Annotated in this window: 15 protein-coding genes; 12 read left to right on the top strand and 3 right to left on the bottom strand. The window is 64.7% G+C overall.

All coding sequences use genetic code 11. From position 1 onward, the window contains the following. Positions 1-28: 28 nt before the first annotated feature. From AC1DW9_RS22650 to AC1DW9_RS22640, 3 genes are read left to right on the top strand one after another with little or no spacing between them, the layout of a single operon-like run. A complete protein-coding gene (locus AC1DW9_RS22650) occupies positions 29-1,351 on the top strand; it encodes an MFS transporter (protein ID WP_441505722.1) in 1,323 nt (440 codons plus the stop codon). 48 nt (positions 1,352-1,399) lie between these two features. Next, a complete protein-coding gene (locus AC1DW9_RS22645) occupies positions 1,400-2,134 on the top strand; it encodes an SDR family NAD(P)-dependent oxidoreductase (RefSeq protein WP_441505723.1) in 735 nt (244 codons plus the stop codon). Next, positions 2,131-2,943 carry an SDR family NAD(P)-dependent oxidoreductase gene (locus tag AC1DW9_RS22640; protein ID WP_441505724.1) on the top strand — a complete coding sequence of 271 codons (813 nt, stop codon included), beginning with the start codon at positions 2,131-2,133 and terminating at the stop codon, positions 2,941-2,943. The genes AC1DW9_RS22645 and AC1DW9_RS22640 overlap by 4 nt, the downstream gene beginning before the upstream one ends. A gap of 157 nt (positions 2,944-3,100) precedes the next feature. Here AC1DW9_RS22640 and AC1DW9_RS22635 read toward each other — a convergent pair whose 3' ends face one another. From AC1DW9_RS22635 to AC1DW9_RS22625, 3 genes are read right to left on the bottom strand one after another with little or no spacing between them, the layout of a single operon-like run. Then, positions 3,101-4,126: an ABC transporter substrate-binding protein gene (locus AC1DW9_RS22635; RefSeq protein WP_441505725.1), complete on the bottom strand. Its 1,026-nt coding sequence runs from the start codon at positions 4,124-4,126 to the stop codon at positions 3,101-3,103. 32 nt (positions 4,127-4,158) lie between these two features. Further along, positions 4,159-4,929, bottom strand: a complete 771-nt coding sequence (locus tag AC1DW9_RS22630; RefSeq protein ID WP_441505726.1) for an ABC transporter permease — start codon at positions 4,927-4,929, stop codon at positions 4,159-4,161. A 1-nt stretch (position 4,930) separates the two neighbouring features. Further along, complete coding sequence (locus AC1DW9_RS22625) at positions 4,931-5,767, bottom strand: ABC transporter ATP-binding protein (RefSeq protein WP_441505727.1); 837 nt, start codon at positions 5,765-5,767, stop codon at positions 4,931-4,933. Positions 5,768-5,941: 174 nt separating this feature from the next. Here AC1DW9_RS22625 and AC1DW9_RS22620 point away from each other — a divergent pair, with 174 nt between their 5' ends. The 9 genes from AC1DW9_RS22620 (at position 5,942) to AC1DW9_RS22580 (ending at position 16,752) form a co-directional block, all read left to right on the top strand. Next, positions 5,942-6,694, top strand: coding sequence for a GntR family transcriptional regulator (locus AC1DW9_RS22620; protein WP_441505728.1), 753 nt, complete (start codon positions 5,942-5,944; stop codon positions 6,692-6,694). 273 nt (positions 6,695-6,967) lie between these two features. Beyond that, complete coding sequence (locus AC1DW9_RS22615) at positions 6,968-8,251, top strand: amidohydrolase family protein (protein WP_476775510.1); 1,284 nt, start codon at positions 6,968-6,970, stop codon at positions 8,249-8,251. A gap of 369 nt (positions 8,252-8,620) precedes the next feature. After that, positions 8,621-9,718, top strand: a complete 1,098-nt coding sequence (locus AC1DW9_RS22610; protein ID WP_441505730.1) for a LacI family DNA-binding transcriptional regulator — start codon at positions 8,621-8,623, stop codon at positions 9,716-9,718. A 67-nt stretch (positions 9,719-9,785) separates the two neighbouring features. Then, complete coding sequence (locus AC1DW9_RS22605) at positions 9,786-10,661, top strand: carbohydrate ABC transporter permease (RefSeq protein ID WP_441492504.1); 876 nt, start codon at positions 9,786-9,788, stop codon at positions 10,659-10,661. Continuing rightward, positions 10,651-11,484 (top strand): carbohydrate ABC transporter permease, encoded by an 834-nt coding sequence (locus tag AC1DW9_RS22600; RefSeq protein ID WP_441505732.1) that lies wholly within the window; start codon positions 10,651-10,653, stop codon positions 11,482-11,484. Before AC1DW9_RS22605 ends, AC1DW9_RS22600 begins: the two co-directional genes overlap by 11 nt. Positions 11,485-11,507: 23 nt before the next feature. Beyond that, positions 11,508-12,803: an ABC transporter substrate-binding protein gene (locus tag AC1DW9_RS22595; protein ID WP_441505733.1), complete on the top strand. Its 1,296-nt coding sequence runs from the start codon at positions 11,508-11,510 to the stop codon at positions 12,801-12,803. A gap of 76 nt (positions 12,804-12,879) precedes the next feature. Continuing rightward, positions 12,880-14,319 (top strand): FAD-dependent oxidoreductase, encoded by a 1,440-nt coding sequence (locus tag AC1DW9_RS22590; protein ID WP_476775511.1) that lies wholly within the window; start codon positions 12,880-12,882, stop codon positions 14,317-14,319. Between the two features lie 52 nt (positions 14,320-14,371). Next, the gene (locus tag AC1DW9_RS22585) at positions 14,372-16,027 is read left to right on the top strand and encodes an FGGY-family carbohydrate kinase (RefSeq protein WP_476775512.1); all 1,656 of its coding nucleotides are present in this window, start codon (positions 14,372-14,374) and stop codon (positions 16,025-16,027) included. After that, positions 16,024-16,752 carry an SDR family oxidoreductase gene (locus AC1DW9_RS22580; protein WP_441492499.1) on the top strand — a complete coding sequence of 243 codons (729 nt, stop codon included), beginning with the start codon at positions 16,024-16,026 and terminating at the stop codon, positions 16,750-16,752. The genes AC1DW9_RS22585 and AC1DW9_RS22580 overlap by 4 nt, the downstream gene beginning before the upstream one ends.

The following is a 16,752-nucleotide window of genomic DNA, read 5'->3' as shown; positions in this document are numbered from 1 at the left end:
CGGCCAAAGAGCCACCAGGGAGGAATTCATGTCAGCCGATATTCTGGCGGGCGGCGAGGCCGCGCGTCCGCACGATCGTGTCGCTAGGAGCAAATCGCTCCAGTCGCTCCGAGCCGCCGCCGTCGGGAATCTGCTCGAGTGGTTCGACTGGACGCTCTATGGCACCTTCGCCGTCTATCTCGCAGCCAACTTCTTCGAGAAGACGGACTCCACATCCGCGCTGCTCTCGACGCTCGCCGTCTTTGCGGTTGGTTTCGTTGCGAGACCGATCGGCGGCATCATCTTTGGGCGCTTCGGCGATCGGATCGGCCGCAAGAACACCCTGATCGTGACGATGTCGACGATGGCTGCGGCCAGCCTGATGATCGCCCTCATCCCCTCCTACGCGAGCATCGGAATCTGGGCGTCGGCGCTGTTGCTGATCGCACGCCTGCTGCAGGGCCTGGCGCATGGCGGAGAGTCCGGCGTCTCCTATGCCTATGTTGCAGAGATCGCTCCCGCCGAAAGGCGCGGCCTTTGGGCAAGCAGCGTCTTCATCAGCGTGACGCTCGGCGTCATGGCGGCGACCCTCCTCGGTATCGTGCTGACGTCGCTATTCTCGCCGGCGGACATGATGGCCTATGGCTGGCGTCTCGGCTTCGCCTTCGGTGGTATCCTCGGTCTGTTCGCGCTCTACATGCGCCGCGCCGCGCATGAGTCCCCGGTCTATGACGCGGACGAAGCCACACCTGCGGTTGTCGCGCCGATGAATGGCCGCGACAAACTCCAGATCCTGCTGAAGGTGGTCTTCTTCTCGGCCGGCTCCAATGTCGCCTACTACACCTGGGTGACCTTCGCTCCGAGCTTTGCGATCTCCGCGCGCGGAATGGATGCCCGCGGAGCCCTCATCGCGAGCCTGCTCGCTCAACTCGTCGTTCTCTGTCTGCTGCCCTTGTTCGGGCACCTCGCAGACAAGGTCGGCCGCAAGCCGATGGTGTTCATCTATGGGCTCGGACTGATCCTGGCTCCGATCCCGGTCGCAGCGATTCTGACAAACGAGCCCTGGACCCTCTTCCTCTCTCAAGGCATCGGCCTGGCCGTCTGGGCGATCATCGCCTCGATCTACCCGACCCTGATCGCAGAGCAGATCCCGACCCAGCAGCGGGCGCTCGGAGTCGGCTTCCTGTCGTCGCTTTCGGTCGCGATTTTCGGAGGCACGGCCCCTTATCTCAACGCCTGGCTGAGCTCGATCGGACTGTCCTGGGTGTTCTCGCTCTACATCATGGTCCTCGGCGCCCTCGCCGTCATCGCCGCCATCATGATCCGCGAAACCCGCGGCGTCCCCCTCAGCCAGATCCGCAGCGGTCGCTGACCAACCGGGCCGCACAGCGTGCGGCCCATTCTTCCAGGAACGGGAACCATGCAGGATTGCCAGAAGGCCCATCGGGGCAAGATCGCCGTCGTGACCGGCGCGAGCGGCGGCATTGGAGCAGCCATCTGCGCGAAGCTGAATGCCGAAGGCGCCAGGGTCGTTGCGCTCGACCGCCAGGACGGACCAGGGTCGGCCGGCATCGATCGCCGGATCGTCGACATCGCGAATACGGCCGCCCTGCAGGATACCGTCGCGCAGATCGCAGCCGATCACGGCCGCATCGACATCTGGGTGAACAACGCGGGCTTCCTGGAACGCCAGGCCGCACTCGACATCACGGTCGATGACTGGAGCAAGTCGATCGACGTCAATCTGACGGCGGCATTCTTCGGGGCACAGGCCGCTGCGCGGGTCATGAAGGACGGCGGCGGTGGTTCGATCGTCAACCTCTCAAGCTATGCCGGCCTGAAGGCCCGGCCCAACTGCGCTCATTATGCTGCTGCCAAGGCCGCAATCGCGCATCTGACGTCCTGTCTCGCGATCGAGTGGGGCCCCCTGAACATTCGCGTCAACGCCATCGCCCCCGGCTATATCGAGACCCCGATGAGCGCATGGATGCATGCCGATCCCGAGCAGAAGGCGATCTATCTTGGTCGGACGCCACTCGGACGCATGGGGCAGCCGACAGAGATCGCGGATTCCGTGAGCTTCCTCGCTTCCGATGCCGCCGGCTACATCACCGGCCACGTTCTGGGTGTCGACGGAGGCATCGGCAGGTCATGAGTTCGTCCTTCTGGCAGGATCGGGTCTTCGTCGTCACCGGTGGGGCAAGGGGGCAAGGCGCTGCCGAGGTGTCCCGCCTTCTTGCGGCCGGCGCGAAGGTCGTGGTCGCCGACGTGCTTGGCCCCGACGACCCGCATTGGTCAGTGCTCGGCGACACAGCGGACAGGCTGAGTGTCGTCACGGCCGACATATCGCGGGAGGAATCCTGGGCCGAGATCCTCGCCGCAGCCGGCACACTCGGAGGCTCGCTCTCAGGGCTGGTCAACAACGCCGGCATCACGCTGCGCAAGACCGTTACGGAGACCACGCATGACGAGTGGCTGGCCGTGCTGAACGTCAACCTCAATGCCGCCTTCCTGGGTATCCGGCACCTGGCGCCGCACATGGCCGACGGCGGGTCGATCGTGAACGTGTCTTCCACGGCTGGCCTCACCGGCTATTTCAGCGCCGCCTACACCGCCAGCAAATGGGGGCTGCGCGGTCTCGCGAAGGCGGCTGCCATCGAACTGGCGGCTCGGGGAATTCGGGTGAACACGATCTGCCCGGGGCTGGTCGATACCCCGATGATCAATCAGCCCAACGGAGGCTACGACGCTCAGCGCGCAACCGCCTTCTTCGAAGGGAACCGGATGATGACGCCACTCGCGCGTGGTGCCGACCCGGACGAGATCGCCGGCGCGGTGATGTTCCTGCTCGGACCCGATAGCCGCTTCATCACCGGCACGGATCTCGCCGTCGATGGTGGCATGATCGGCGCCGGTATCTACACGAAGATCGGGCGCGACGTCGGGACTGTACAGCCCGCGTAGCCACGACCGCGGCGCGCACCAGTAATCGCGAAGGGCAGAATCTCCCTGTGTCATGCGACGTTGACGAGCATAGAAAACAATCACCGACGCCTGGTCACAAACCAGCGACGGATCGGTCAGGACGGTGCCGATCGCGCCGCCCTGCCGCCATGGCCGATCAATTTGCCGTGTAGACCAGCTCGCGCTCCGCCTTGGGCGGAAGGAACTGGCGCGAAAAGATCTCTTCGGGCTTCGGCTTGCGGGCGAGCTGATAGCCCTCGGCAATGATGTCGATGGCGCGCGCCATGCGGTCGTCCTTGGTGTCGCCGACACCGATTTCCTTCATTTCCGGCGAGACGATCAGTTCGCTGAAGGAGTATTGCAGCCGCTTCTTCTCGACAGCCTCGTTGACGAGATTGTCGAAATTCATCACGCCCTTCATGCCGAGGGCCTGGTCCTTAGCGATCTCGATCATGGCCTTGTTGGTCGCACGAACGAGCCCTGCCACCGCCTTGGGGTTATCCTTCAGCAGCTTCTGCGAGACCATCAGCCCGTTGGAATAGAGGTCGAGCCCGTAATCCCCGAAGCTCAGCCAGTTGAAATCCTTGTCGGGATCCTGCCGGTTGAGAAGCAGGTTGAAGTAGCCGGTGATGTTGAAGACGAGCGCGCCGTCGACATCGCCCTTGATCAGCAGCGGCTCCTGCAGGTTGGGCGCCATGTTCGAGAGCTTGATCTTGCTGATGTCGAGGCCATTCTTGCGGGCGAAGACCTCGAGCAGCCGGGTCGTCGGGGTGCCCTGTGCCCCACCCAATGTCTTGCCTTCGAGGTCCTTCGGTGTGGTGATGCCGGTCGCCTTCTTGCTCGAGATGGCGAAGGGCGGCCGGTTCCAGATCATGTACACCATCACCGGCGCTTCGCCCGGCTTGGCAGCCGCGTTCTGGATGATGGCGTTGACGTCGCCGAAGCCGGCGTCATAGGCGCCGCCCATGATGCGCGTCACCGTCGCGCCCGAACCCTCGCCCTGGTCGATCACGACGTTCAAGCCCTCTGCCTTGTAGTAGCCCTTGTCACGGGCGACGAAGAACACCGCATCGGAGCCCTGGGTCTTCCAGCCCAGCGTGAACTTGAGCGTCGTCTCCTGCGCCATGGCGGAGTTGGCCAGTGCAAGGCCTGCGAACAGCGTCGCGGTCAACGTCTTGAGCATCCTCATGTCCCCTCTGGTTGATACGAATTGGATCAGGCGGCAGCGAAGTCGTTCTTGCGATTGGCCCAGCCGGTGACACGCATCTCGATCAGCGAGAACGCGGCGTAGAGCGCGACTCCCAGGCCGGCGAGGATGAAGAGCCCGGCAAAGACCAGCGGCACGTTGAAATTCGACGAGGCGCTCATCATCACGTTGCCGATGCCGCGATTGGAGGCGACGGTTTCCGCCAGCACGGTGCCGACGAAGGCATAGGTGATCGCGACCTTCAGCGAGGCGAAGAAGAACGGCATCGTCCGCGGCAGGCCGACATTCCACAGGATGTCGAGCTTGCTGGCGCCGAGCGCCTTCAGCACGTCCTCCATTTCCGGCTCGGTGGTGGCAAGCCCGGTCGCAATATTGACGGCGATCGGGAAGAAGCACATCGCGAGCGAGGTCAGCACGGCCGGGACTGTGCCGGAGCCGAACCAGAGCACGAAGATCGGCACGACCGCGACCTTGGGGATCGAGGAGAAGCCGATCAGTAGCGGATAGACCGTGTCATAGGCCGTGCGCGACACCCCGATCGTCGCACCAAGGAAGACCCCGAGCAGGACGCCGAGGACGAAGCCGGCCATCGTCGTCGCCAGCGTCTGCAGGATATGGGGCCAGAGAACAGGGAAGCGCGCGAGAAGCGTAGCGAAGACCTGGCTTGGCCGCGGCAGGATCAGGTCCGACACGCCCGCGAGCAGGCAGAACAGCTCCCAGGACGCGAAGAAGAGCGCGATCAGCGCCGCTGCCCAGAACTTGCGCTTGAACTCGCTCATCTCATGCACCGTCCTGGCTTGCCGGCGCCGAGCGGGCATCAACAATGAAGTCACGCAAGCGCTGGTTCAGCGCCACGAAATCCGGCTCGAAGCTCATGGCGATGGTGCGCGGGCGCGCAAACGCAACCTCGCTGTCGTCGAGGATGCGGCCGGGCCGCGCGCTCATCACGCAGATGCGGCTCGCCAGGAATCCGGCCTCGCGCAGATCATGCGTCACCAGCAGCACGGTCGGACGGTGAGCCAGCCAAAGATCCTGCAGGATCGCCCAAAGTTCCTCGCGCGTGAACTGATCGAGAGCGCCAAAGGGCTCATCGAGCAGCAGCATGCGCGGCTCATGGATCAACGCTCGGCAAAGATTGGCCCGCTGAAGCATGCCGCCTGAGAGTTGCCAGGGATATTTGCTGGCAAATCCCTGCAATCCGACTTGCGCCAGCAATGCATGCGCCTTGTCGCGGAAAGCAGCGCGTTTCTCCCGCCGATAACGCGAGCGGAAAGGCTGGACGATCTTCAAGGGCAACATGACGTTCTGTTCGATCGTCAGCCAGGGCAACATGGTCGGGTTCTGGAATGCCATCCCGATCCTGAGCGCCTTCGCCGCAACCTCGCGGCCACCCACGATGACGACGCCCGTCGTCGGCTGCACGAGCCCGCTGACGAGCTTCAGGATCGTCGACTTGCCGCAACCCGACGGGCCGACCAGCGCGAGGAACTCACCGTCCTGGATACGCAGGGTCGTCTCCGCCAAGGCGGGAACGGCGTTTGCGCCCCGCCCGAAGGTGACGCTCGTCTGCGACAGTTCGATCGCCGAGCCCGGCCGTGTCATGGTGCCCTGTGCCATGATCGCATCAGGAGCCGAGACGATAGGGAGTGTGGCTATCGCGAGGTTCATTCCCAAAAGTGCATGCAATCATGATGCCATCTTGTATTCTATCCGGCGGCTCCCGATCCGAGCAGATTGCAGAGTTTGGAACCGAGGCGCTAAGAGGGGTGGCTTCACACGCGGACACGGGACATGGCGCGCGACAAGGCCGAAGACAGCCCATCGGACAAGGTCGGAACGATCTGCCGGGCGTTGCGGCGTGCGATCATCGAGCAGGCGCTCGAGCCTGGCGCCAAACTGCCGGAGGATGCGCTCGGGGAACGCTTTGGCGTGAGCCGCACGATCGCGCGCCACGCGCTCGGCCAGCTCGCGGCCGAGGGCCTGGTGGAATTACGCCGCAACCGCATCGCCGTCGTCGCCACCCCGAGCTGGCAAGAGGCGCGCGACACCTTCGATATTCGGATCCAGCTCGAGCGCCTCGTCGTGCGCCAGCTCGCAGGCAGGTTGAGCAAGGCCCAGCTCACGGCGCTACGCGCTCATATCGATCAGGAAGACGCGGCACGCGGTGGGCCCGACGCGGTCTCGATCCGGCTCGCCACCGAATTCCACATCCTTCTCGCCACCATGACGGAAAGCGCGATCATGATCCGCTATGTCAGCGAGATCGCCTATCGCTGTTGCCTGACGCTATCGCTGTTCAGCCGCCCGCATTCCTCGGAATGCGCAATCAATGAGCATCGCCTGCTCATCGATGCGCTTGAAAGCGGCGATGCGGAGAAGGTGATGAGCTTGATGCATCACCACCTCGATTCGGTGGCGGAGCGGGCCCTCGTCGCGCAGGCCAAGCCCCGCGGCCGCGACATCATGGATATCCTGGCGCCCTATGCTGACGCGCCGGTCACGCGATCCACCGTCCGCAAGCGGCGCCTGGACGCAGCGGAATAGCGCTGCCCGCGGCGATGCCGTGCGGCTGCAGGATCGAGGCAACATTCTCGTTCCAGACATCCCGGCGACAGCGGGCCCCCGAGCCAGGCGCCTGGCTCGGGGGCCCGTGACCCCCACGGGTTCATGGCGACGCCTGACTATCTCGCCTCCTCTCGCGCCTTCCCCTCCTCGCCGCAGCCATGGCTCAACGGCGGTGCGTCGGAGAGCATCATCCCGGCACATTAAGTGCATGCATGTTTTCGATCCATTCAATGCCGATTCCGAAGCAGCATCATGCCGTCCGACACAGCTCTCGATCTCGTCTTCCGCCAGGCCGCCATTGCGGGATGCGAGCGGCCGCAGGACATCGGAGTCAGCGCCGGTCGTATCGTCGCCATGGCACCAAATCTCGTCACCGATGCACCGGCCCATGACGTCGGTGGCCGCCTTGTCGTGCCAGGTTTCGTCGACAGCCATATCCATCTCGACAAGGCCTGCTTGCTTGGCCGCTGCGGCCACTCCCATGGCGGGCTCAGCAACGCCCTTGCGGCTGTGGCCGCGATGAAACGGGACTTTAGCGTGACCGATGTCTACGAGCGCGGCGCTTGCGTGCTCGACAAGGCAATCGCGAAGGGCACGACCCGCATGCGCACTCATGTCGAGGTCGATCTCCGTGCCGGGATTCGGAGCTTTCAGGCGATCAAGGCCTTGAGAACCGACTATGCCTGGGCGCTCGATCTTTCGATCTGCGTCTTCCCACAAGAGGGCTTGACCAACGACCCGGGCACGGAGGCGCTGCTGCTTGCAGCGTTACGCGATGGCGCCGACCTCCTCGGCGGCTGCCCCTATACTGATACCGACCCGGTTGCCCAGATCGACCGTCTCTTCGCACTGGCAAGGGAATTTGACGTCGACCTCGACTTCCATCTCGACTTCGACCTCGATCCGAGCTGGATGCATCTCGACGAAGTCTGCCGCCAGTCTGAGCACCATCGCTGGCAGGGTCGCGTCACAATTGGCCATGTCAGCAAACTATCGATGGTCGATCCGGAAACGCTGGCTGTGATCGGGCACCGGCTTTCCGATTCCGGAGTTGCACTGACTGTGCTCCCGGCGACAGACCTGTATTTGATGGGGCGGCAATCGGCCTACGCTCAGCCGCGCGGGCTCGCACCAGCCCATCGTCTCGCCGCGCAAGGTGTGGTCTGCTCGATCGCGACCAACAACGTTCTCAATCCCTTCACCCCTTTCGGTGACTGTTCGCTGCTCCGCATGGCGAATCTCTATGCCAATGTCGCGCAATGCGGGCCGGGCGATTTTCCGTGCTGTCTGGACCTGATCACGACGCTGCCTGCGCGGCTGATGCGGCTGCCTGACTACGGGATCGCGGTTGGGAATCCCGCGGATCTTGTCATTCTCGATGCCAAGACCCCAACCGATGCGCTGGCAGAGATTGCCGAGCCCATCACTGGCTTCAAGCGCGGACGGCTCAGTTTCGAACGCCCCCGAGCGTCGTTGAACAGATTGGCTGCAACGAACGGCGTCCTGCCAAGGCCCGTCGCTCTCTCAGGCGGTTGAGCGCTCCGTATTCCGATATCTGCCGCGCGGGGAGCGATTGGCTACCTTGGGAAGAATACCCCCGCGAGCCCTCGCAAAGAAATCCTGCGGGCCCCATCTGGCCGCCCTTCAGGATGATCTCATGGCCGGCAAGCCGCAGGTCGTCGCTATAAGCGCGGCAGAGCGGCGCGCCATGCACACAGGGTGCCAGATAGGACGGACCCCAGATGTCAAGGGATTGGATCGCTGAGCTTCGGGCTCCGTTGCACGGAGCCTTGGCCGACCCGCTCAAGCCTGGCCCCCGGCCACAGGGAGCCATGTGAAAGGCAGTTGCATCAACGCGCGCGCTCCGTTAAACGTTTTACTGTAAAACGTTTAACAGGCCATGCGGTGAGCTCGAAACGTGTCACGATCAAGGAGGTAGCGGCGCTCGCTGGCGTGTCTATCGCCACGGTGTCGAACGTCTTCAGCGGCAACAAGCCGGTCAATGCCGATCTCCAGGAGCGGGTCCAGAAGGCGGCCCGCGAGCTGTCCTACCAAGTCGACCGCGCTGCCTCTCAGCTCCGTTCGGGCCAGGCAAAGGTCGTGGGCGTACTCGTTCCGGATCTGGACGACGTGTTCTTCACCTCCCTGGTCTCGCAGCTCGAAGTGATGGCGCAGGCGGACGGATATGACATCATCGTCGCCAATTCGCGTGACGACATCGCTTTGGAACAATCGCGGCTGCGTGCCCTGCTGGCCTGGCGCCCTTCCGGCCTGATCGCGATTCCCTGCAGCGACGGCATGCCCGCAGGACTCGAGCGCGAGATCGGTCGCCTGCCGATGGTTTTCGCGGATCGCGTGCCGCCCGAAGGCTGCATCGTCGACACGGTCGCAATCGATAATCGAGAAGCCGGTGAGATCGCGGCAAGGCATCTGTTGGGCAGGGGTCATCGTGACATCGTCGTCGCCGCCTCAAGCCTCGGAATTTCACCGATCCGCGAGCGCACGCGCGGCGCCTGCGACCTGATTCGTGCGACGATCGGCCACGAGCCGACCGTCATCGAACTCGGTTCCAATGCCGAGCGCGGGGCCGGCGCCTTCCTGCATTGGCTCGAGCGACACCGGCGGCCGAGCGCAGTCATCGCCCTGACCAACGTCACGACGCTCAGCGCGCTCTCGGCGCTGGCCCGTCTGCGGGTCGATATTCCCGATCCGGTCTCCGTGGTCGGTTTCGACGACTATCCCTGGATGAGCGCGCGCAAGACCGGCCTCACCGCAATTCGGCAGCCGATCGCGGAGATCGCCGCAGCCGCCTGGCAGCGCCTGCGCGCGCGCATGGCGGGCGACGGCTCGGCGCCGCAGCGCATCGTACTGCAGACCAGCCTGCAGGTCCGCGAGTCCGTCCGCGATCTCGTGCCCGCGGCGGACGATGGTCGCGACAGCGATAGCCCCGAACCGCTTCTGAACCCGGAGACGGCGATCTCTGCGCCCAAAGCCATGCATTGACGGACAACCCCATGTCCGCGCCACCGGGCCAAGAGAGCCTGGATCGAAAGAAGTCCTGGAGGAAAGAGTGCAGCCTGAAAAAACGGCACGGATTCTGCCGCTGCTCGCGCCGGTCCATCTGCTCATCCTGAGCGTGATCGTGCTGCCGTCGCTCTATGTGATGTGGCTCAGCCTGAACACCTCGAGCTTCGGCCAGGCGCCGAGCTTCGTCGGGCTTCAGAATTATATGCGTGTCCTCGCGGACCCGGCCTTTCACAGCGCGCTGCTGAACACGGTCGTGCTCGTCGTCGTGGCCGTCCACCTCGAACTGGCCGTCGGGCTCGGCATGGCGCTGCTTTTCGCCAGTGGCCTGCCGTTTCGCCGCTTCCTTCTCGTCGCCGTGCTCGCGCCCTATGCCGTCAGCGAGGTCACCGCCGTGGTGATGTGGCGCTTCCTGTTCGATCCCGATGCCGGGCCGGTCACGCTGGCCTTGCGGGCATTGAGCCTGCCGACGCTGGATTGGTCCTTCGAACCGTCGCACGCCATGGTGCTGATCGGGCTGCTGACGGTCTGGCTGCATCTGCCCTTTACCTTCGTGATCGTCTATGCGGCACGCCTCGCCATCCCCGCCGAGCTCTACGAGGCGGCGCGGATCGACGGAGCCACGCGCTGGCAGGCCTTCCGGCGTGTGACACTGCCACTGCTCGGCCCGGCGATGCTGATCGCGCTGCTCTTCCGCTACATCTTCGCCTTCCGCCTGTTCTCGGAGGCGTGGCTGCTGACCAAGGGCGGACCGGCGCGCTCGACCGAAGTCGTGGCGATCTATCTCTATCAGGAGGCGTTCAGCTTCAACGCCTTCGGGTCGGCGGCGGCGACCGCCTGGATCATGGTCGTGGTCTCGCTGCTGCTCGCGGCCGGCTATGTTCTTCTGCTGCGACGGGGAGGCCTCTCCCATGCGCACTGAGCGTCTCCTCATCGGGGCCGGCAAGGCTCTCGCCGTCGCGGCGATCCTGTTCTGGTCGCTGTTTCCGATCCTCTTCATCGCCGTTTCGTCGCTGAAGCCGGGTCAGGACATTTTCGCGGTTCCGCCGAAATGGCTCTTCACGCCGACGCTGAAGCACTACGCCGAACTCTGGCGGTCCTGGGGTGTCTTCTTCGAAGCTCTGCTGAACAGCCTGCTGATCACGGTCGGCGCGACGCTGCTCGCGATCATCGCCAGCGCCTGTGCGGGCTATGTCTATTCCCGCCATTCCAGCCGATGGCTGGGAGCCAGCATCGTCGGACTGATCGTCGTACGCCTCATCCCGCCGATCGTGGTGACGCTGCCGCTGTTCCCGATCGTCAACGCACTCGGCCTCAGCGACACCCATCTCGTGCTGATCCTGCTCTACGCGACCTTCTTCGTGTCGCTCGGGACGGTGCTGATGCGCACCTTCATGGACCAGATCCCGCGCGAGCTCGACGAGGCTGCCTCGATCGACGGCGCCAGCCGCATGACGATCCTGCGCAAGATCATCGCGCCACTGGCGATGCCGGGCGTTCTCGCCGTCGCGGTCTTCGTGATCGTCTTCTCCTGGAACGAGTTCCTGTTCGCCTTCATCTTCACGGCGACGCGCGCCAAGACCGCGCCGCTCGTCATCTCGGAGATGATCGGCTCCATCGACGGCGTCGACTGGGGGATCCTCTTTGCCGCCTCGACGGTGCAGCTCGTGCCCGTCCTGCTCTTCGTCGTCTTCATGAACCGCTATCTCGTGGCCGGCCTCACCGCCGGTTCGACGAAGGGGTAGCCAATCAAAAAAGGGAGGAAGCCATGTCGAACAAGCCTGCAACAGACGTGACACGCCGCGGTTTCATGGCCGGCGCTGCCGGCGCCGCGGCCGCGCTCGCAACCGGGCCTGCCCTGGCCGCCGGCAAGACGCTGAACGTGCTGAGCCACAAGGTCCATCAGACCGTGCTCGGCAGCGGCGACAGTGACCTGCTGAAGGACTGGCGCAAGGCCAATGATGCCGAGATCACCTTCACCACCTTCGACTCCAACCCGCTGCAGGACCGACTCTTCCGGGAGGCGAGCCTGAAGGAGACCGAGTACGGGGTTGGCTATCTCATCGACAACCGGCCGACCTCTCAGATCGCCGCCCTGTTCGAGCCGCTGGACGCTCTTCAGAAGCAGGACCCGATCGAGGATTTCGGCGATATCGCGCCTGGTCTCGTGCAGGGCATGACGGTCGACGGCAAGCTGATCGGCATCCCGGTGCGTCATGCGACGCAGGGCCTGTTCTACAACGAGGCCCTGCTCGATGAGGCCGGGATCTCGGCGCCGCCGACGACCCTCGAAGAGCTGATCGAGCAGGCCAAAAAGACGACCTTCACCTCCAAGGCCGGTACGCCGGTAACCGGCATGGTGCTGGCGAGCGATCTCGCCGTCTTCCCCGTGATGTTTGCCCGCGCCTATGGCGGAGACTTCATCAGTCCTGATCTCAAGTTGGTCCCGGACCGTGCCGCTCTGGAAAGCGGGCTCGCGGCTTTGCGCGGCATGTTCGAATCCGGAAGCCTGCCGCGCAGCTATGCGACGACCAAGAACGACGATCAGGTGACCTGGCTGCAACAGGGCCGTGCCGCCTTCACCGTCCTGCCTTTCGCCCGCGGCGCGCAGCTCAACAATCCCGAGCAGAGTAAATTTGCGGGCAAGATCAAGGCGGTCGAGTTCCCGATCGCCGCCGGGCTCAAGGGCAAGATGCCGATGGCCTCCGTGGTCGAAGCCTGGGCGATGTCGATCCCGAAGAATGCCAAGGACAAGGCGCTGGCCTGGAGCTTCATCAGGGAAGTGTCGAGCAAGCGCGTGACGCTCGGCATGGCCGTCAACGGCAATGGCCCGGTGCGCGTCTCGACCTATGCCGATGAAAGCCTGAAGGCCAAAAACGCTCTCGCCGCCACAGAAGCCAGGGTGCTGGCGACGGCGCGCGGCGCCTTCCCGCCATTTCCCGAGGCGGCCCGAGCGCAGGCGACGTTCCTTGAGGAGGTCCAACTCGCCGTGCTCGGACGCAAGCCCGTCAAGGACGCAGTCGGCGCCATCATCGAGCGCGTCAAGCCGATGATGCCGGCCTGATTGAACGACAACGGCCGGCGCCTCGGCGCCGGCCCCGCACCACGATCGAACGATGCCAATGGAAGGAAATCGCCTCATGTCCACCACCGGGGTTCGCTTCATCGAGGAGCCGGCGCGCTCCATCCCCGTTTCAGCCGATTATGACGTGCTCGTCGTCGGCGGCGGGCCGTCCGGAATCACCGCTGCCCTGGCCGCAGCCGAAGACGGTCTCCGCGTCGGGCTCATCGAAAGCCGCAGTTTCGTCGGCGGCAATATGACGATCGGCCTGCCGGTGCTCGGTTTCCTCGGCCAGAAGGGCAACCAGATCATCGACGGACTGCCGCAGAAATTCATCGAACGCCTGCGCAATGAGCGGGATGGCGCGAGCGAGCATCGGCCCTGCCCGCTGCATATGGGCATCACGCTGGTCGAACCCGAAGCGGTCAAGACCGTGGCGCTCGAGATGCTGACCGAGGCCGGCGTCGATGTGCTGTTCTACACCTTCTTCGCCGGCGCGCTTGTCGAGAACGACATCATTCGCGGCGTCATCACGGAGAGCAAGACCGGCCGCATCGCCATACTCGCCAAGGTCGTCATCGACTGCAGCGGCGATGCCGACGTCGCCTACAGCGCCGGCGTGCCCACGGAGAAGGGCAATGCCGACGGCGGCATGCAGCCGCCGACGCTGATGTTCTGCCTGGCCGGCGTCGACACCGATGCGCTTCGGATGAGCATCGCAAATGCTCCGCCGGAAGCACGCACCTACCTCACCGACTTCATTCCCGCCGAGTATTTCGGCCAGAACCGGCAGTTCATCGTCGTCGGCATGCGTGAGCTGATGGCCAAGGCCAAGGCCGAGCGCGGCCTGCAGATCCCGAACGAGCGGACCATCATCATCACCGGTCTGAAGAAGGGCGAGGTCTGGATCAACATGACCCGCGTCAAGGGCACGGATGGAACCAACGCCCGCAGCCTGACCAATGGCGAGATCGAAGGTCGCGCCCAGATCGACGATATCGTCACCTATCTCGTCAATTACGTGCCGGGCTTCGAGAAGGCCTATTTCACCAAGACCGCGCCTTTCCTGGGCATCCGCGAGACACGCCGCATCATCGGCCAATATGTGATGACGCAGGACGACGTCCTCTCCTGTCGCCATTTCGACGATGCGATCGCGGTGGCGAGCTATCCGATCGATATTCACCGCCCGTCCGACGACGGCTGTACCCTGATCTGGTGCGGCGACTGCTACGATATTCCATACCGCTCACTGATCCCGCAGAAGATCGGCAATCTGCTGGTCGCCGGACGCAGCATCTCTGCGACACACGAGGCCATGGGCGCGATCCGCGTCATGGCAACCTGCATGGCAATGGGCGAGGCGGCCGGGCGCGCCGCCAGGATCTCGGTCCGCGGCAACCGCCCGCCGGCCGATATCGACATCGAGGACCTACGCCGCCAGCAACTCGAGCGCGGCGTCTACTTGCGCAATCCAGATGGGACGCGTGCCGGGTCGCCAAATCGCGCCGCAGCCTGACCGCTCTGCACGGGGCGGCCGATGCCGCCCCTTCCGACAGGATCGCGAGGATATGACCGAGCATTTCATTGGCATCGATGTCGGCACCGCGAGCGCCCGCGCCGGAATCTTCGACCCGAGCGGGCGCATGCTCGCGACGGCGAAGCGTGGCATCGCGCTCTATCGGGACGGGCCGGACATCGCCGAGCAATCGAGCGCTGACATTTGGAATGCGGTCTGCGCCTGCGTCCGCGAGGCCATGGCGATGGCACAGCTCGCGCCGGAGGCCATCGCGGGCATCGGCTTCGATGCGACATGCTCGCTGGTGGTGCTCGGGCAGAACGGCGTGCCGCTGCCCGTCGGTCCCCATGGCGATCCGGGCCGCAACATCATCGTCTGGATGGACCATCGTGCGCTGGATCAGGCCGAACGCATCAACCGCACGAACCATCCGGTGCTCGCCTATGTCGGCGGCACGATTTCGCCCGAGATGGAGACGCCCAAGCTGCTCTGGCTCAAGGAGAACCTGCCGGCCACCTACGATGCGGCGTGGCAGTTCCTCGACCTCGCCGACTTCCTGACCTGGCGGGCAAGCGGCTCGCTGGCGCGCTCGACCTGCACGGTGACCTGCAAATGGACCTATCTCGCGCATGAAGCGCGCTGGGACGCAGGCTATTTCCACCAGATCGGGCTCGGCGATCTCGGCGACGATGGCTTTGCCCGCATCGGCACGGAGATCGTTCCCGGAGGCACTGCCCTCGCACAGGGGCTGACCGAAGAGGCAGCTGCCGAACTCGGGCTGAAGCCAGGCACTGCCGTAGCGGCGGGCTTGATCGACGCTCATGCCGGCGGTGTCGGCTCGGTTGGTGTGCGCTCGTCGCACGGCACGGCACTAACCCGCATGGCCTATGTCTTCGGCACCTCCGCCTGTACCATGGCAAGCAGCCGCGAGCCGATCTTCATTCCCGGTGTGTGGGGCCCCTACTTCTCGGCGATGGCGCCTGATCTCTGGCTCAGCGAGGGCGGTCAATCCGGCGCCGGCGCCGCGATCGAACAATTGATCGGATTTCATCCGGCCGCGCCGGAGGCGCAGCAGCGCGCGGCGGCGGACCATTGCTCATTGCCAGACTGGCTCGCCGCGCGCGCGGCGACGAGCGCCGCCGACCTTTCGGAGGCTGCACGTCTTGCGAAGGGTCTCGTCGTCGTGCCGGATTTTCTCGGGAACCGATCGCCGCATGCCGATCCGCAGGCGCGGGCCTTGATCGCCGGCCTGGGCATGGAGCGCGATCTGGACCATCTCGTCGCGCTCTATGTCGCCGGGCTGACGGGCATCGGCTACGGCCTTCGGCAGATCATCGAGGTCAGCCGCGCCAAGGGCGCAACGATCGATGCGATCGTGCTCAGCGGCGGCGCCGGTCGCGCTCCGCTGATCCGGCAAATGCTCGCTGATTGTGCCGGATTGCCCGTGCTCGTTCCCGAGGATGTCGACCCCGTCCTTCTCGGATCCGCGATGCTTGGTGCGACGGCGGCCGGAAACTTCCAGGACCTCGCGCAAGCCATGGTCGAGATGGCACCGGGCGCCAGTGTCTTCGCACCGGTCGGCGGCGACATCGCCCGGGTACACGACAGGCGCTTCGCTGCCTTTGAAACGCTGCAGGCAGCCGCGCGCGCGGCGCGCGATCTGCTGCAGGAGACGAAAGATCATGCCGTGTCGGAGGCGATGACGTGACTCAGGAACTGGCCGGAAAGGTCGCCGCGATTACCGGCGCCGCATCGGGGATCGGACTGGCCTGCGCGAAACGGCTGCTGGCGGCTGGCGCGCGCGTCGTTCTCGTCGATCGCGACAGTGAAGCATTGGGCCGTGTCACCGAGTCTCTCGGCGCCGAGGCCATACCGCTCGTCGTGGACCTGGCCGATCCGGCCTCCGTCTCCGGCATGATGTCGCAGATCCTCGAGCGGGCCGGAGAGCTCGACATCTTCCACGCCAATGCCGGAGCCTATGTCGGCGGGTCGGTCAGCGAGGGCGATCCCGACGCCTGGGATCGCATGCTGCATCTCAATATCAACGCCGTATTCCGCAGCATCCATGCGGTGCTCCCACATATGATCGCGCGCAAGACGGGCGATATTCTCGTCACCAGTTCTATCGCCGGCATTGTGCCCGTGGTGTGGGAGCCGATCTACACCGCCTCCAAGCACGCGGTGCAGGCCTTCGTTCATACCCTGCGGCGCCAGGTCATTCCGCACGGACTGCGCGTCGGGGCAGTCCTGCCGGGTCCGGTCGTGACCGCCCTCATCGCCGACTGGCCGCAGGAGAAGCTTGAAGCGGAACGAGCCAGGGGCGGCCTGATCGAAGCCGAGGAGGTCGCCGAGGCCGTGCATTTCATGCTGACCCGGCCGCGAAACGTCACCATCCGGGACCTGGTGATCCTACCCCAGAGCACCGACCTTTGA

This window comes from Allobosea sp. P4_E12, from assembly GCF_056401655.1.
This window is presented reverse-complemented; position numbering and strand designations above follow the sequence as displayed.